At 71.6% G+C, this 12,788-nt stretch carries 11 protein-coding genes; 4 read left to right on the forward strand and 7 right to left on the reverse strand.

The annotated features are described in order from the left end of the window. Positions 1 to 90: 90 nt before the first annotated feature. Positions 91 to 1,644 (forward strand): ABC transporter substrate-binding protein, encoded by a 1,554-nt coding sequence (locus ACZ6EJ_RS19995; RefSeq protein ID WP_469268755.1) that lies wholly within the window; start codon positions 91 to 93, stop codon positions 1,642 to 1,644. Positions 1,645 to 2,049: 405 nt separating this feature from the next. Here ACZ6EJ_RS19995 and ACZ6EJ_RS20000 read toward each other — a convergent pair whose 3' ends face one another. The 5 genes from ACZ6EJ_RS20000 to ACZ6EJ_RS20020 form a co-directional block, all read right to left on the reverse strand. Further along, positions 2,050 to 2,817, reverse strand: coding sequence for a succinate dehydrogenase iron-sulfur subunit (locus tag ACZ6EJ_RS20000; protein ID WP_469268757.1), 768 nt, complete (start codon positions 2,815 to 2,817; stop codon positions 2,050 to 2,052). Next, on the reverse strand, positions 2,817 to 4,571 hold the full coding sequence (gene sdhA / locus ACZ6EJ_RS20005) for a succinate dehydrogenase flavoprotein subunit (RefSeq protein ID WP_469268759.1): 1,755 nt from the start codon (positions 4,569 to 4,571) through the stop codon (positions 2,817 to 2,819). Before sdhA ends, ACZ6EJ_RS20000 begins: the two co-directional genes overlap by 1 nt. Before the next feature lie 29 nt (positions 4,572 to 4,600). Next, positions 4,601 to 5,083, reverse strand: a complete 483-nt coding sequence (locus ACZ6EJ_RS20010) for a succinate dehydrogenase hydrophobic membrane anchor subunit (RefSeq protein WP_469268760.1) — start codon at positions 5,081 to 5,083, stop codon at positions 4,601 to 4,603. A gap of 5 nt (positions 5,084 to 5,088) precedes the next feature. Continuing rightward, positions 5,089 to 5,469: a succinate dehydrogenase, cytochrome b556 subunit gene (gene sdhC / locus ACZ6EJ_RS20015; protein WP_073740310.1), complete on the reverse strand. Its 381-nt coding sequence runs from the start codon at positions 5,467 to 5,469 to the stop codon at positions 5,089 to 5,091. A 195-nt stretch (positions 5,470 to 5,664) separates the two neighbouring features. Further along, positions 5,665 to 6,180, reverse strand: coding sequence for a 2-oxo-4-hydroxy-4-carboxy-5-ureidoimidazoline decarboxylase (locus tag ACZ6EJ_RS20020; RefSeq protein WP_469268797.1), 516 nt, complete (start codon positions 6,178 to 6,180; stop codon positions 5,665 to 5,667). A gap of 454 nt (positions 6,181 to 6,634) precedes the next feature. On the opposite strand from ACZ6EJ_RS20020, the gene ACZ6EJ_RS20025 reads away from it, so the two are divergent. Further along, positions 6,635 to 8,236, forward strand: coding sequence for a family 20 glycosylhydrolase (locus ACZ6EJ_RS20025; protein ID WP_469268762.1), 1,602 nt, complete (start codon positions 6,635 to 6,637; stop codon positions 8,234 to 8,236). 81 nt (positions 8,237 to 8,317) lie between these two features. Here the strand turns inward: ACZ6EJ_RS20025 and ACZ6EJ_RS20030 are convergent, their stop codons facing one another. After that, a complete protein-coding gene (locus ACZ6EJ_RS20030) occupies positions 8,318 to 9,142 on the reverse strand; it encodes a tyrosinase family protein (protein ID WP_469268764.1) in 825 nt (274 codons plus the stop codon). A 16-nt stretch (positions 9,143 to 9,158) separates the two neighbouring features. Beyond that, positions 9,159 to 9,581: an apotyrosinase chaperone MelC1 gene (gene melC1, locus ACZ6EJ_RS20035; protein WP_469268766.1), complete on the reverse strand. Its 423-nt coding sequence runs from the start codon at positions 9,579 to 9,581 to the stop codon at positions 9,159 to 9,161. Positions 9,582 to 10,587: 1,006 nt separating this feature from the next. Between melC1 and ACZ6EJ_RS20040 the strand changes: the two genes are divergently transcribed. Then, complete coding sequence (locus ACZ6EJ_RS20040; RefSeq protein WP_469268768.1) at positions 10,588 to 11,328, forward strand: RNA polymerase sigma factor; 741 nt, start codon at positions 10,588 to 10,590, stop codon at positions 11,326 to 11,328. Beyond that, entirely contained in the window at positions 11,328 to 12,476 is a 1,149-nt protein-coding gene (locus tag ACZ6EJ_RS20045) for a hypothetical protein (protein WP_469268770.1), read from the forward strand. Before ACZ6EJ_RS20040 ends, ACZ6EJ_RS20045 begins: the two co-directional genes overlap by 1 nt. Positions 12,477 to 12,788 lie beyond the last annotated feature (312 nt).

Here is a 12,788-nt window from a genome sequence, read left to right on the forward strand (position 1 = left end):
AAATCGTGTGATTGGGTGAGCGCGAACATGCGGCAATGTGCGTGTCTGACCACATGAGCCGCGGCGGGGCTGGTAAGGGAGAGCACGGCAATGCGGTCGGTCCGGGTACGGATACTCGCGATTCTCGCGGTAGTGGTCATCGCAGGCGTGGGCGCCTGGCAACTCCTCCCGTCGGGGGAGGCGAAGACCGATCCGGTCACGGTCGGCACGTCGGACCTGGTGACCTCGCTCGACCCCGCGGGAGCCTACGACTCCGGCTCCTGGGCGATCTACAGCAACATCTACCAGTCGCTGATGACCCTCAAGGCCGGGGCCGTCACCCCGGAGCCGGACGCCGCCGAGAGCTGCGGTTTCGTCGGGCAGAAGCTCCAGACGTACCAGTGCCGGCTCCGCGACGACCTGACGTTCTCCAACGGCAAGAAGATGACCGCCGAGGACGTCGTGCACTCCTTCGAGCGGATGCTGCGGATCAAGGCGGACGTCGGCCCCGCCGGTCTGTTCACCACCCTGGACTCCGTGGTGTCCGAGGGCCGCACCATCACCTTCAACCTGTCCGCACGGGACGCGACCTTCCCGCAGAAGATCGCGACCGGCGCCGGGGCCATCGTCGACTCGACGAAGTACCCGAAGGACAAGCTGCGCACCGGCAACCAGGTCGACGGCTCCGGCCCCTACACCCTGAAGGCCTACGACGGGAAGGACCGCGCCGAGCTGGTGCCCAACCCGAAGTACAAGGGCGCGGTCAAGGAGACCGGCGGACCCGTCACCGTCCGCTTCTACAAGGGCTCCGAGGAGCTCCAGGCGGGCTGGGACCGGGGCGAGGTCGACGTCACGCACCGCCAGCTCCCCCCGGCCCGGCTCGCGGAGCTGCACACCGGCGCCCCGGACCTGCGGGTGACCGAGGCGGGCAGCGCCGAGACCCGCGGCCTCTTCTTCAACGCCCGCGACACATCGCCGTTCGCCGACAAGAGGGTCCGGCAGGCCGTCGCCTCGCTCATCGACCGCGGGCCGCTGGTGCGGGACGTCTACAAGAGCACCGTCGAGCCGCTCTACTCGCTGATCCCGCAGGGCTTCATCGGCCACAGCACCCCGTTCTTCGACCGCTACCCGTCCGCCGACCCCGCGCGCGCCGAGGAGCTGCTGGAGGACGCGGGCGTCACGACGCCCCTGGCCGTCGAGTTCGCCTACCGCGCCGACGACGCGTACACGGAGGAGAGCGCCGAGCTGCGGCGCCAACTGGAGAAGGACGGCCTGTTCAAGGTCTCCGTCAAGGCCGTCGAGTGGACGAAGTTCCAGAAGGAGTACGCGGCCGGGGCGTACGACATGTACACCGTCGGCTGGCTCCCGGACTTCCCGGACCCGGACACCTTCGCCCAGTCCCTCGTCGGCACCGGCAACGTCCTGCACACCGGCTACTCCAACAAGCGGATGGACCGGCTGATCGCCGCCACCCAGCAGTACAGCGACCGCGGCCGGACCGTGAGCGACTTCAAGGAGTTGCAGTCGCTGGTCGGCGAGGAGGTCCCGCTGGTGCCGCTGTGGCAGAAGAAGGACTACGTCGTCGCCAAGCCGGAGGTCTCCGGCTCCCAGTACCTCACCGACGGCACCGGCCTCTGGCGCCTGTGGGAGCTGTCCTGGATCTGACCGGCCCACCGGTCGGCGCCCACCCGACTCCACCGTCCGCCCCGGCGGCCGGTGGAGTCCCGCGTTCATCGAGCGGGCCGGGCGCACCCGGCCCGTGACCGCGGGGAACGCGTCCGGGCTCGGCGGCCGTGACCGGCGGCGGAGGGCCGTACGCCGGGCGGCCTGCGCCGGGCGGTGCCCGGACAGCCCCCTGGCCGTCCGCGGCCGGCGGGCGCCCCGGCCGCTGGAGCGGGCCCCGGCCGCACGCGTCGTCCCCGTACGGACGCGGCTCGCCCACGCGGGCCCGCGTCCGCTCCGCCGGTACCGGACCGATCGCCCCGGCCCCGCACAGCGACGGACCCCGCCCCCGGCAGCGCTCGCGCTGCGGGGACGGGGTCCGTCGGCGTACCGGACGACCCGCGAGGGTCAGAAGCGACGCGTGATGAGCGCGCGCTTCACCTCCTGGATCGCCTTGGTGACCTCGATGCCGCGCGGGCAGGCGTCCGTGCAGTTGAACGTGGTGCGGCAACGCCACACGCCGTCACGGTCGTTGAGGATCTCCAACCGCTGCTCCCCGGCCTCGTCGCGCGAGTCGAAGATGAAGCGGTGGGCGTTGACGATCGCCGCCGGGCCGAAGTACTGGCCGTCGTTCCAGAACACCGGGCACGAGGACGTGCACGCGGCGCACAGGATGCACTTGGTGGTGTCGTCGAACCGCTCGCGGTCCTCGGCGGACTGCAGGCGCTCGCGGGTCGGCTCGTTCCCCTTGGTGACGAGGAAGGGCATGACGTCGCGGTACGCCTGGAAGAACGGGTCCATGTCGACCACGAGGTCCTTCAGGACCGTGAGGCCCTTTATGGCCTCCACCGTGATCGGCTTCTCCGGGTTGATGTCCTTGATCAGCGTCTTGCAGGCGAGCCTGTTCTTGCCGTTGATCCGCATCGCGTCGGAGCCGCAGATGCCGTGCGCGCAGGACCGGCGGAACGTGAGCGTCCCGTCCAGCTCCCACTTGATCTTGTGAAGGGCGTCGAGGACGCGCTCCTTCGGGTCGATCTCGATCTGGAAGTCCTGCCACTGGACCTCGTCGGAGATCTCCGGGTTGAAGCGGCGGATGCGGAACGTGGCCGTGATGAACGGCGAGTCCGCGAAGCCGGCCTCGGCCTTGTCGGTCTTGTCCAGAGTCGGGGTAGCCATCAGTACTTACGCTCCATCGGCTGGTAGCGGGTCGTCACGACCGGCTTGTAGTCGAGCCGGATCGACTCGGCGCCGTCGGCGGCCACCTCGCGGTACGCCATGGTGTGGCGCATGAAGTTGACGTCGTCGCGGTTCGGGTAGTCCTCGCGGTAGTGACCGCCGCGGGACTCCTTGCGGGCCAGCGCGGAGACCGCCATGACCTCGGCCAGGTCGAGCAGGTTGCCCAGCTCGACGGCCTCCAGCAGGTCGGTGTTGAACCGCTTGCCCTTGTCCTGGATGGACACGTTGAGGTACCGCTCGCGCAGCTCGGCGATCTTGTCGACCGCCGTCTTGATCGTCTGCTCGGTGCGGAACACCATCACGTTGGCGTCCATGCACTCCTGGAGCTCCGTGCGCAGCGTGGCGACGCGCTCGGTGCCGGTGGAGTTGCGCAGCCGCTCGACCTGGTCGGCGACGAACTGGGCCGGGTTCTCGGGAAGCTCGACGAAGTCGGTCGTCGCCGCGTACTCGGCGGCGGCGATGCCCGAGCGCTTGCCGAAGACGTTGATGTCGAGCAGCGAGTTGGTGCCCAGGCGGTTGGCGCCGTGCACCGAGACGCAGGCGACCTCGCCGGCGGCGTACAGGCCCGGCACGACGGTGGTGTTGTCGGCCAGCACCTCGCCCTGGACGTTGGTCGGGATGCCGCCCATGGCGTAGTGCGCGGTCGGCTGGATCGGGATCGGGTCCGTGTAGGGCTCGATGCCGAGGTAGGTCCGCGCGAACTCGGTGATGTCCGGGAGCTTCGCGTCGAGCTGCTCCGGCGGCAGGTGGGTCAGGTCGAGGTAGACGTGGTCGCCGGCCGGACCGCAGCCGCGGCCCTCGCGGATCTCCGTGTAGATGGAGCGGGAGACGACGTCGCGGGAGGCGAGGTCCTTCATGACCGGCGCGTACTTCTCCATGAAGCGCTCGCCGTCCTTGTTGCGGAGGATGCCGCCCTCACCGCGGGCGCCCTCCGTCAGCAGGATGCCCATGCGCCAGATGCCCGTCGGGTGGAACTGGAAGAACTCCATGTCCTCCAGCGGCAGGCCGCGCCGGTAGCAGGCGGCCTGGCCGTCACCGGTCAGGGTGTGCGCGTTGGACGTCACCTTGAAGAACTTGCCGGTGCCGCCGGAGGCATAGATGACCGACTTCGCCTGGAAGACGTGGATCTCGCCGGTCGCCAGCTCGTACGCCACGACGCCGGCGGACTTCTTGACCCCGTCGACCTCGGTGATGAGCTGGTCCAGGACGTAGAACTCGTTGAAGAACTCCACGCCCTCCTTGACGCAGTTCTGGTACAGCGTCTGGAGGATCATGTGGCCGGTGCGGTCCGCGGCGTAGCAGGACCGGCGGACCGGCGCCTCGCCGTGGCTGCGGGTGTGGCCGCCGAAGCGCCGCTGGTCGATGCGGCCCTCGGGCGTCCGGTTGAACGGCAGGCCCATCTTCTCCAGGTCGAGGACGGCGTCGATGGCCTCCTTCGCCAGGATCTCGGCCGCGTCCTGGTCGACCAGGTAGTCGCCGCCCTTGACCGTGTCGAAGGTGTGCCACTCCCAGTTGTCCTCCTCCACGTTGGCGAGCGCGGCGGCCATGCCGCCCTGCGCGGCGCCGGTGTGGGAGCGGGTGGGGTAGAGCTTCGTCAGCACGGCGGTACGGCTGCGCTTGGTCGCCTCGATGGCGGCGCGCATACCGGCGCCGCCGGCGCCGACGATGACGGTGTCGTACTTGTGGATCTGCATGGTTTCCTCTGGTCCCTCTGTCCCGGCGCCTAGCGGATGTTCGGGTCGAAGGTGAAGATCACCAGCGTGCCCAGCAGGACGGTGAACACCGTGGCGGTGTACAGGAGCATCTTCAGCCAGAAGCGGGTGTTGTCCCGTTCGGCGTAGTCGTTGATGACCGTACGGAGGCCGTTGGCGCCGTGGAGCATGGCGAGCCACAGCATCGTCAGGTCCCAGACCTGCCAGAACGGCGAGGCCCAGCGGCCCGCCACGAAGGCGAAGCCGATCTTGGAGACGCCGCCGTCGAGCACGAGCTGGATCAGCAGGTGGCCGAGGACGAGGACGACCAGGACGATGCCCGACAGGCGCATGAAGAGCCAGGCGTACATCTCGAAGTTGGTGCGCGAACCCTTGGGGGTCTTGCCCGTCCGCTTGCGCGGGGGCTCGATCACCGGGGCCGGGTGGTCGACGTCGTACAGGCTCACGCCTTCGACGTCCCCGATCGCGGCTGCGGAAGAAGTCTCGCTGGACATGGGCCTCAGCTCCCGAAGACGTCGCGTACGGCGTGACCGAGGACGGGGTACAGGGCCCCGACCATCAGCACGATCCAGATGCCCACCACGGTCCAGAGCATCTGCTTCTGGAGTCGTGGGCCCTTGGCCCAGAAGTCCACGGCGATGATCCGGAGACCGTTCAGCGCGTGGAAGAGAATCGCGGCCACGAGGCCGTATTCGAGGAGCGCGACGATCGGCGTCTTGTACGTGGCCACGACGTCGTCGTAGGCCTCGGGGGAGACGCGGACGAGAGCGGTGTCCAGGACATGTACGAACAGGAAGAAGAAGATGAGGACACCGGTGACTCGATGAGCCACCCAGGACCACATGCCTTCCCGGCCGCGGTACAGCGTTCCAGCCGGCACGGAAGAACCCTCCGGGAGCGGGGATTGGGGTCGGCCGGCTTGACTGTCGGTCTGACCCGGCCGGGTACGGTCCACCGGCCCCGGCCATCGTAGCGACGCCCGGTCGGTTCGTTCGCGCCGGGGCCTCCGGTGTGATCAAAGAGGCAATCAAACAGGCACGTACGGGCTAGCGCCGACGGCGGACCCGGACCCCGGTCAGGGCGCGCGGCCCGGCCGGGGCGCCTCCGCCGCGACCAGCTCGGCGAGGCGGCTGCGGGCCAGTCTCCGCAGCTCCTCGGCGGTCACCGCCCGCTCCTCGTCCCGGTCGTGCGCGAGGCGGACGCGGATGCCGGCCAGCACGTGGTCCACGTGCTGGGAGGGAGGGACGGCTTCCAGACAGATCACGAAGGAATGGCCGAATTTGCTCTCGTACGCGGCGTGTGCCGCCCGGAGGGCCAGATGCGCGGCGCGGGGCGCCGCGTGGTGCAGGCAGGGGGCCGGCTCCACGGCCAGCGCCTCCGCGATGTCGCCGGGCGCCAGGTCGTACCCCGCCTCGTCGGAGGCGGCCCATAGGGCGTCGAGATCGGGGTAGGGGCGGTGGGCGGCCAACCGGTGGGCCCAGCGGCGGCTGCCGCAGCACTCCAGGAAGGCCGCCTCGGCGACGAGGAAGGGAAGGCCGTTGAGCCGGGCGAGTCCGACTGCGTGATCATGGGCCGGTGCGTCGGCGGGCAGCCGCTCCGGGCCGACCGCGTCGGCCGGGCGGAGCTGGACGGGCAGGGCGGCCCGCGCGGCCGGGCGGGCCGAGGGGGTCGGCAGGCCGGCGGGGGGCTCGCTGGACCTGGACAGCGTGGACTCCTCGCATCAACGACTTCTGTGACCTGGAAGAGGGTCCGGAGCGCAACGAGGTTGCACGGAAGAGGACGGAAATGGACAGAAAGGGGCGGGCCGGGAGGGGCGACCGCACCACCACGGTAGCGAGAGCGGTCGACGGCCGTCCGACGGATCGCGGAAAACCACTCGAACGGAAGAGTTTCGGAACGTGTGATGGACGTCTGACCTGCGGAGGCCGGGGTACCGGTCGACCTGCCCTCGCCCCCGATGGGCGAAGTGTCGGCAAAAATGCCAATCTTTCAGCCTATTCACTCGTTTCACCTGCCCTTGGCCCCTCAACGGAGGAATCTGACCGATGACGCCCACACGTGGTGCCCTCGTCACCGGCGCGGCGGTCACCGTCGCGGCCGCCGTCGTCCTCACCGTCGTCGTCTGGCCCGAGGGCTCCGACGGCGGGCCGTCCGGGGACGCCGCCTCGCCCCGCGGCACGTCCGCCGCCCCCTCGCCCTCCCGCGACCACCCGCTGTCCAGCACCCCGAGCGTGATCCCCGCGGTGCGCGAGCACACCGCCGCCCGCGGGCCCGGCTGGCGGCCCATCGAGGACAGCGCCGTCGTCATCGGACGCAAGAGCCAGGTCCTCGCCGACGAGGCGCGGCTGCTCGCCCAGGAGCTGAAGATCCGCTACCGGGGCGCCGAGCCGGCCCGCGCCGGAGACGTCGAGCTGGCGCTCGGCGACAAGGACGCGGGCCCCACCGAGTCGTACACGCTCACCGTGCGCGACCGGACGGTGAAGATCACCGGACCCGACGAGTCGGGCGTCTTCTACGGCACCCGGACCCTGAAGCAGTCGCTGAAGGCCGACGGGACCGTCCCCGAGGGCGTCGTCAACGACCGGCCGGACCGCCCGCAGCGCGGCCTCAACCTCGACATCGCGCGCAAGCACTACAGCGCGGAGTGGATCGAGGACCGGATACGCGAGATGGGCGACCTCAAGCTCAACCAGCTCGGCCTGCACTTCTCCGACGACCAGGCCTTCCGGATCGAGTCGAAGAGCCACCCCGAGGTCGTCTCCGACGAAGCGCTCACCCAGGACGAGGTCCGCCGCATCGTCGGCCTCGCCGCCGCCCGCCACATCGAGATCGTCCCCGAGATCGACTCGCCCGGACACCTCGGCGCGGTGCTGCGCGCCCACCCCGACCTCCAGCTCCGCAACACCGCCGGGACGGCCTCGCGCGGGTCCATCGACATCTCGAAGCCGGGCGCGGCCAAGCTGATCGACGAGCTGCTCGACGAGTACACCGAGCTGTTTCCGGGGAAGTACTGGCACCTCGGCGCGGACGAGTACCAGGCGCTGACCGTACGGGACCCCGCCGCCTCCTACCCCCAGCTCCAGCGGGCCGCCGAGAAGGAGCACGGCTCCGGCGCGACCATCGAGGACCTGGCCACGGGCTGGCTGAACGACCGCGCGGCCGTCGTCGTCCCGAAGGGCCGGACCGCCAAGGCCTGGAACGACGGGCTGTTCCGGGGCACCGGGGTGAAGGGCGACGAGGACATCGAGATCGAGTACTGGACCGGCAAGGAGATCGGCGCCCGCCCGCCGCAGGAGTACCTCGCCGCGGGCTACCAGGTCCTCAACCTCAACGACGAGTTCCTCTACTACGTGCTCGGCGAGCCCAACCAGTTCGTCTACCCGACCGGGAAGCGGATCTACGAGCAGTGGACCCCGCTGGTCCTGCGCGGCACCGAACCGGTCGCGGAGCGCTACTCCGGGCAGATCCTCGGCGGCCGGTTCGCCGTCTGGGGCGACCTGCCGAACGCGCAGACCGCCCAGCAGGTCGCCGACGGCATCAGGATGCCGCTGGTCGCCACCTCGCAGAAGCTCTGGGACCCGAGGAAGCCCGCGCTGAGCTGGCCGCGGTTCCAGGAGCTGGCGAAGCGGACGGGCAGCGCGGGCTGAACGCCGCCGACAGGCCCGGCCCAAGCCGCCGCCCCCGCCGTCCGGAGACGGCGGGGGCGGCGCATCGTTTCCGCCGAACGATCAGGCGTAGGTGTAGAACGGGGTGTGGTCCAGCATGTCCTGCGGGGTGGTCGCGGGGAAGGGCGGCATGGTCTCGTTCAGGTCGATCACGTCCGTGGTGCCCCCGTCCGGGAGGTACTTGGCGCTGGTCGGGTGGAGCGCCTGCCAGTCGGCCCAGACCTTGTCGACGAACGCGTGGTGCAGCCAGAAGACCGGGTCGTTCGGGGAGACGCTGGACTCCATCTGGCCCCAGACCCAGGTGTGCACGCGGTTGTGCATACTCAGGTACCCCGCCGAGCCCTCCAGCGTGGCGCGGAAACCGGCCGAGCCGTCGCGGAACGGGGCGGAGTCGTAGGTGGGGATGGCGAGGGCGGCGTCGAGCTCGGACTTCGGCGGCAGCGTGGGAACGCGGTGGCCGAGGTTGCGGGCGAGGAACTCGCGGCTGTCGGCCTGGATGTTGATCTTCCAGTTGCCGGTGGAGAACGCGAAGGGGCCGTCCATCACCTGGTCGTCCAGCGGGCGGCCGGTGCCGCCGAGGAAGTCCGGCGCCCAGAGGGACGAGGCGACGGTGTTGTCGACGGTCCAGTCCCAGTAGGGGATCGACACCGAGGGGTCGATCTGCTGGAGGTGGTGCTCGAAGTCGATGAGGTACTTGCGGTGCCAGGGCAGGAACGACGGGCCGAAGTGGCCCACGTATCTGCCGGTGTTCATGTCCAGCGCGAACCGCGTGCGGTGGGTGGAGACGAACTCGTCGTACACGCCCTTGCGCTTCAGCGCCAGTACGGCGTCGACGAAGGCCTTCTTCTCGGCGGTCGTGAGGTTCGCCTGGTTCTTGCGTACGGTCATGGTCGCTGCTCCCGGCTCAGGCGGTGGGGTCGAAGGGGACGACGAAGGCGCCCTTGAGGGAGATGACCGCGGTGCGAGCGGCGTCGAGCGGGGTCGCGAACCTCTCGTAGTGGTTGATCGCGCTGCTCCAGCCGCTCTTCCCGTGCTGCATCACGTGGAGTTCGCGGCCGTCGATCAGTACGCGGTAACCGGCGCCGTGCCCGGCGTGCGCGTGGCCGTGGGCGTGGGCCTGGGCCTCGACGGGCAGGCCCTGGATGCGGCGCCCCTGGTAGACCTCGTCGAAGGGCGCGGGCCCCGCGGCGGCGTCCGGCGCGGGGGCCTTGGCCCTGGGCGCGGCCGACACGGCGCCCGTGGACGTGGAGGCCATGCCGACGAGCGCAACGCTCGCGGCTACACCGGTGGCGGCCCCGAGGGCCTGGCGGCGGGTGGGTCTGGACATGGCGAAAATACCTCCAGAACATGGCTGAGGCGGCCTCCCAGGATGTTCGGGGCCGCCTCGGCCATGTCTACACGGGCCCTGACGGCCGCATAAGGAGGACGTTTTTGGTTGGCTGTCATACGGACACATCCGTACAGGTCATAGGGGTGCCACCGACACGGGTCGCGAGCCGCGGCAGCACGGGGGCGAGTGCGGAAGCGAAGATTCCGTCGAAAATGTGCCTCGCTTGTGAAGATCTTTCGGTCTGTGGCGCATGGGTGCGCGATGGGGCAGTGGTTTAGACCTGGCTGGAAATAGTGGCATCGTTCTGCCCGCCTATGCCCGTTTGGCCGGAGATCGGGGGAGCGCCTGGGCCGTCGTCCGGAAGCTCCGCTTCCCCAGGGGGCCGGCCCGGCGGGGACCGTCCGTGCGGGGCCGGGCGGGGGTCTTCCACGCGGCGGCCGCCCGCGCGGGAAGCGCGTCACGGGCAAGGGCATCGTGATCCTCGCCGCCCGCCACCACTCCTGACCGCCGGGTCGGTTCCCGTGGAGAGGGCCCCGCCATCGGACCCCCGTCGATGTCCCGTGCCGCGCGCCGAGCTGCCCGACGGCACGCAGCGCGGCGGGCCGGAAGCGGGGCGGAGTCCCGAGAGAGGAACGGCGCGGCGCATCGGCCCGGTCCGGGACGGCCGAGGGGCCCGCCGGGCCGGGTCGCGCCGATGGTCGGGCCCAAGGGTCAGGCGGCCCGCGGAGTGGCTGGTCGGAGGGGGGCGAGGTGGAGCGACGACCGGGGCCGCCACCCCCCACAGGAGAGGCCCCGGCCGTCTTCCACGGGGTCGCAGCACGACCCCGTACTCCACTCAGCGCCGCGCCCGCGTTTTCTGTCACACCGCCGCCCGGAACCGGGTCGTTGCGCCTTGTACAAGTCATGGACGCGGCCCCGCCGAGCACGTAGCGTGCTGCTTCGCGCAGAGTGGCGCGGACAGTGGTGACCAGCCGCTGTCGAGCACGGCGGGGCGGGTTGGGGAGTGCTGGGGGACGACGCGGAGCTGACCGCCGCGGTGCTCGCGGCGCAGGGCGGGGACGAGGATGCCTTCCGTTCTGTGTACCGCGCGGTGCAGCCGAGGCTGTTGGGGTATTTACGGACGCTGGTGGGGGAGCCGGACGCCGAGGACGTGGCCTCCGAGGCGTGGTTGCAGATAGCGCGGGACCTCGACCGGTTCAGCGGCGACGCCGACCGGTTCCGGGGGTGGGCGGCCCGGATCGCGCGCAACCGGGCGCTCGATCACCTGCGGATGCGCAGCCGCCGTCCGGCGATCGGCGGTGACGAGAGTGAACTGACCGGCCGGGCCGCCGCGTCCGACACCGCGGGGGACGCCATCGAGGCGCTGGACACCGACCGGACCATGTCCCTCATCGCCCAACTGCCGCAGGACCAGGCGGAGGCCGTCGTGCTGCGGGTGGTCGTCGGGCTGGACGCGAAGAGCGCGGCGCTGACGTTGGGCAAGCGCCCCGGCGCCGTACGCACCGCCGCCCACCGCGGCCTCAAGCGGCTGGCCGAACTCCTGGGCGCGGAGCACCCCTCGCCCAGGCCGGGCAGCGGTCCCGAACCGGTCGGGGATGCCGGGCGCATCGCGGACGCGACGGTGGGCGGCGGTACGGGGCTCGGCGGGGTGTCCGCGCCGCGCATCGGCCGGGGCGGTCCGGCGGCCGCCGGGGCCGCCCCCGGTGTGACGCATTCGCGGGCCTGGACGCAGAAGGACATGTGATGGCCGACGAGCACGACGAGTGGCTGGACGAGGACGCCGCGGAGAGGATGCTCCGCGGCGAACCGGTCGTCCCCGTCGGCCGCCGGGCGCGCGACGACGCCTTCCGGCTCTCCGCGGCGCTCGGCGCCGCCCGCGACGCGCGGCGGCCGGCCGGCGGAGCCCTCCCCGGCGAGGAGGCGGTGCTGACCGCGTTCCGGCAGGCCGCCCACGGCGGCGGTGCGGAGCTGCGCACCCGTCGAGCCGCCGCCGGGCCCCTGCGTTCCGTTCCGCGCGGTACGGCTCCCGACGCCGCATCCCGCCGTCCGCGATGGAACCGCCCGGTCCGCCTCGGTCTGGTCGTGTCGCTCGCGGGCTGCGCGCTCGGCGGCGTGGCGGTCGCCGCCGGTACGGGGATGTTCGACGGGCCCTTCGGCCACCACGGTTCGCCCGCGCCCGCCGTCTCCGTATCGGCCGCGCCGACCCCCGAGCCGCCGGCGTCCGGGCCGCCGGACGCGGACCCGCCCCCGGCCGACCCCTCCGCGCCCAAGGGGGCGAAGGGGTCCTCGCCTGCCGCGCGGCGCCAGTCCGCCGGGCCCGGCGCCGACCACCCCGAGACCGGCGGCGCCGGCCCCGAGTCCGGCGGGGACCGCCCCGGCGACGCGGACCGGCCGGACGAGTCCGACCGCGAGGAGGCCGCCGCGGGGGCCCGCCGCGACGAAGGCCGCCCCGGCGGCCCGGACGGCGACGCCCCGAAGAACGGGTACACGAAGGCCGCCAAGGACTGCAGGGCCCTCCGCCAGGGCTCCCTGGACGAGCAGGACCGCCGGCAGTTGGCCGCACAGGCCAAGGGCGAAGGGAACCTGGGGCGCTTCTGCGACCGGGTGCTGGGCGAGGACGGCGGGACGGAGGAGGGGAACGACGGCAAGGGGGGCGGCGGGGGCGAGAGCGGCAAGGGCAAGAGCGACGACGCCGGCCGGGGCGGTCCCGAGCACGGCCGGACCGACGGCGGGGACGGCGCGCCGCCGTCCGCCTCCCCCCGGCCCGCGCCGGGCTCCGGCGCGAACCCGGCGCACGGCGGAGGCTCCGGCGCGAACCCGGCGCACGGCGGGGGCTCCGGGGCCGTCCCGCCCTCGAAGAGGTCCGCGGCCGTCCCCGCCACCGCCGGCTGACCTCGGTCTTTCCTCAGGGGCGTCGTGGGCTCGGATGAGACGTTCCTTCGTCTCGTCCCCGCCGGCTGATGCGCGCTTCCGCTACGGTCGCCGGTTCAGGTGTGACGTTCCATCGCCCTGCCTCCACCGGCTGACCTGGGTCCGCGTCACGGTCGTCGTCGGCTCGGGTGTGACGATTCTTCGCCCGGCTCCCACCGGCTGACCTGCGTGTCCGTTGCGGTCGCCGACGCAGGTGTGACGTTTTTTCGCCGTCGAGCGCAGTACGGAGTGAGCCGACTGGTCATCGGCCGCGCGACGAGCCGGGTTCCCCCC

Source organism: Streptomyces sp. NPDC041970 (assembly GCF_055588985.1).

Coding starts and splice junctions, on each gene's coding strand:
- ACZ6EJ_RS20010 (WP_469268760.1), bottom strand. CDS start 5,083: ATGTCCAGCGAGACTTCTTCCGCAGCCGCGATCGGGGACGTCGAAGGC.
- sdhA (WP_469268759.1), bottom strand. CDS start 4,571: ATGCAGATCCACAAGTACGACACCGTCATCGTCGGCGCCGGCGGCGCC.
- ACZ6EJ_RS19995 (WP_469268755.1), top strand. CDS start 91: ATGCGGTCGGTCCGGGTACGGATACTCGCGATTCTCGCGGTAGTGGTC.
- ACZ6EJ_RS20030 (WP_469268764.1), bottom strand. CDS start 9,142: ATGACCGTACGCAAGAACCAGGCGAACCTCACGACCGCCGAGAAGAAG.
- melC1 (WP_469268766.1), bottom strand. CDS start 9,581: ATGTCCAGACCCACCCGCCGCCAGGCCCTCGGGGCCGCCACCGGTGTA.
- ACZ6EJ_RS20025 (WP_469268762.1), top strand. CDS start 6,635: ATGACGCCCACACGTGGTGCCCTCGTCACCGGCGCGGCGGTCACCGTC.
- ACZ6EJ_RS20000 (WP_469268757.1), bottom strand. CDS start 2,817: ATGGCTACCCCGACTCTGGACAAGACCGACAAGGCCGAGGCCGGCTTC.
- ACZ6EJ_RS20045 (WP_469268770.1), top strand. CDS start 11,328: ATGGCCGACGAGCACGACGAGTGGCTGGACGAGGACGCCGCGGAGAGG.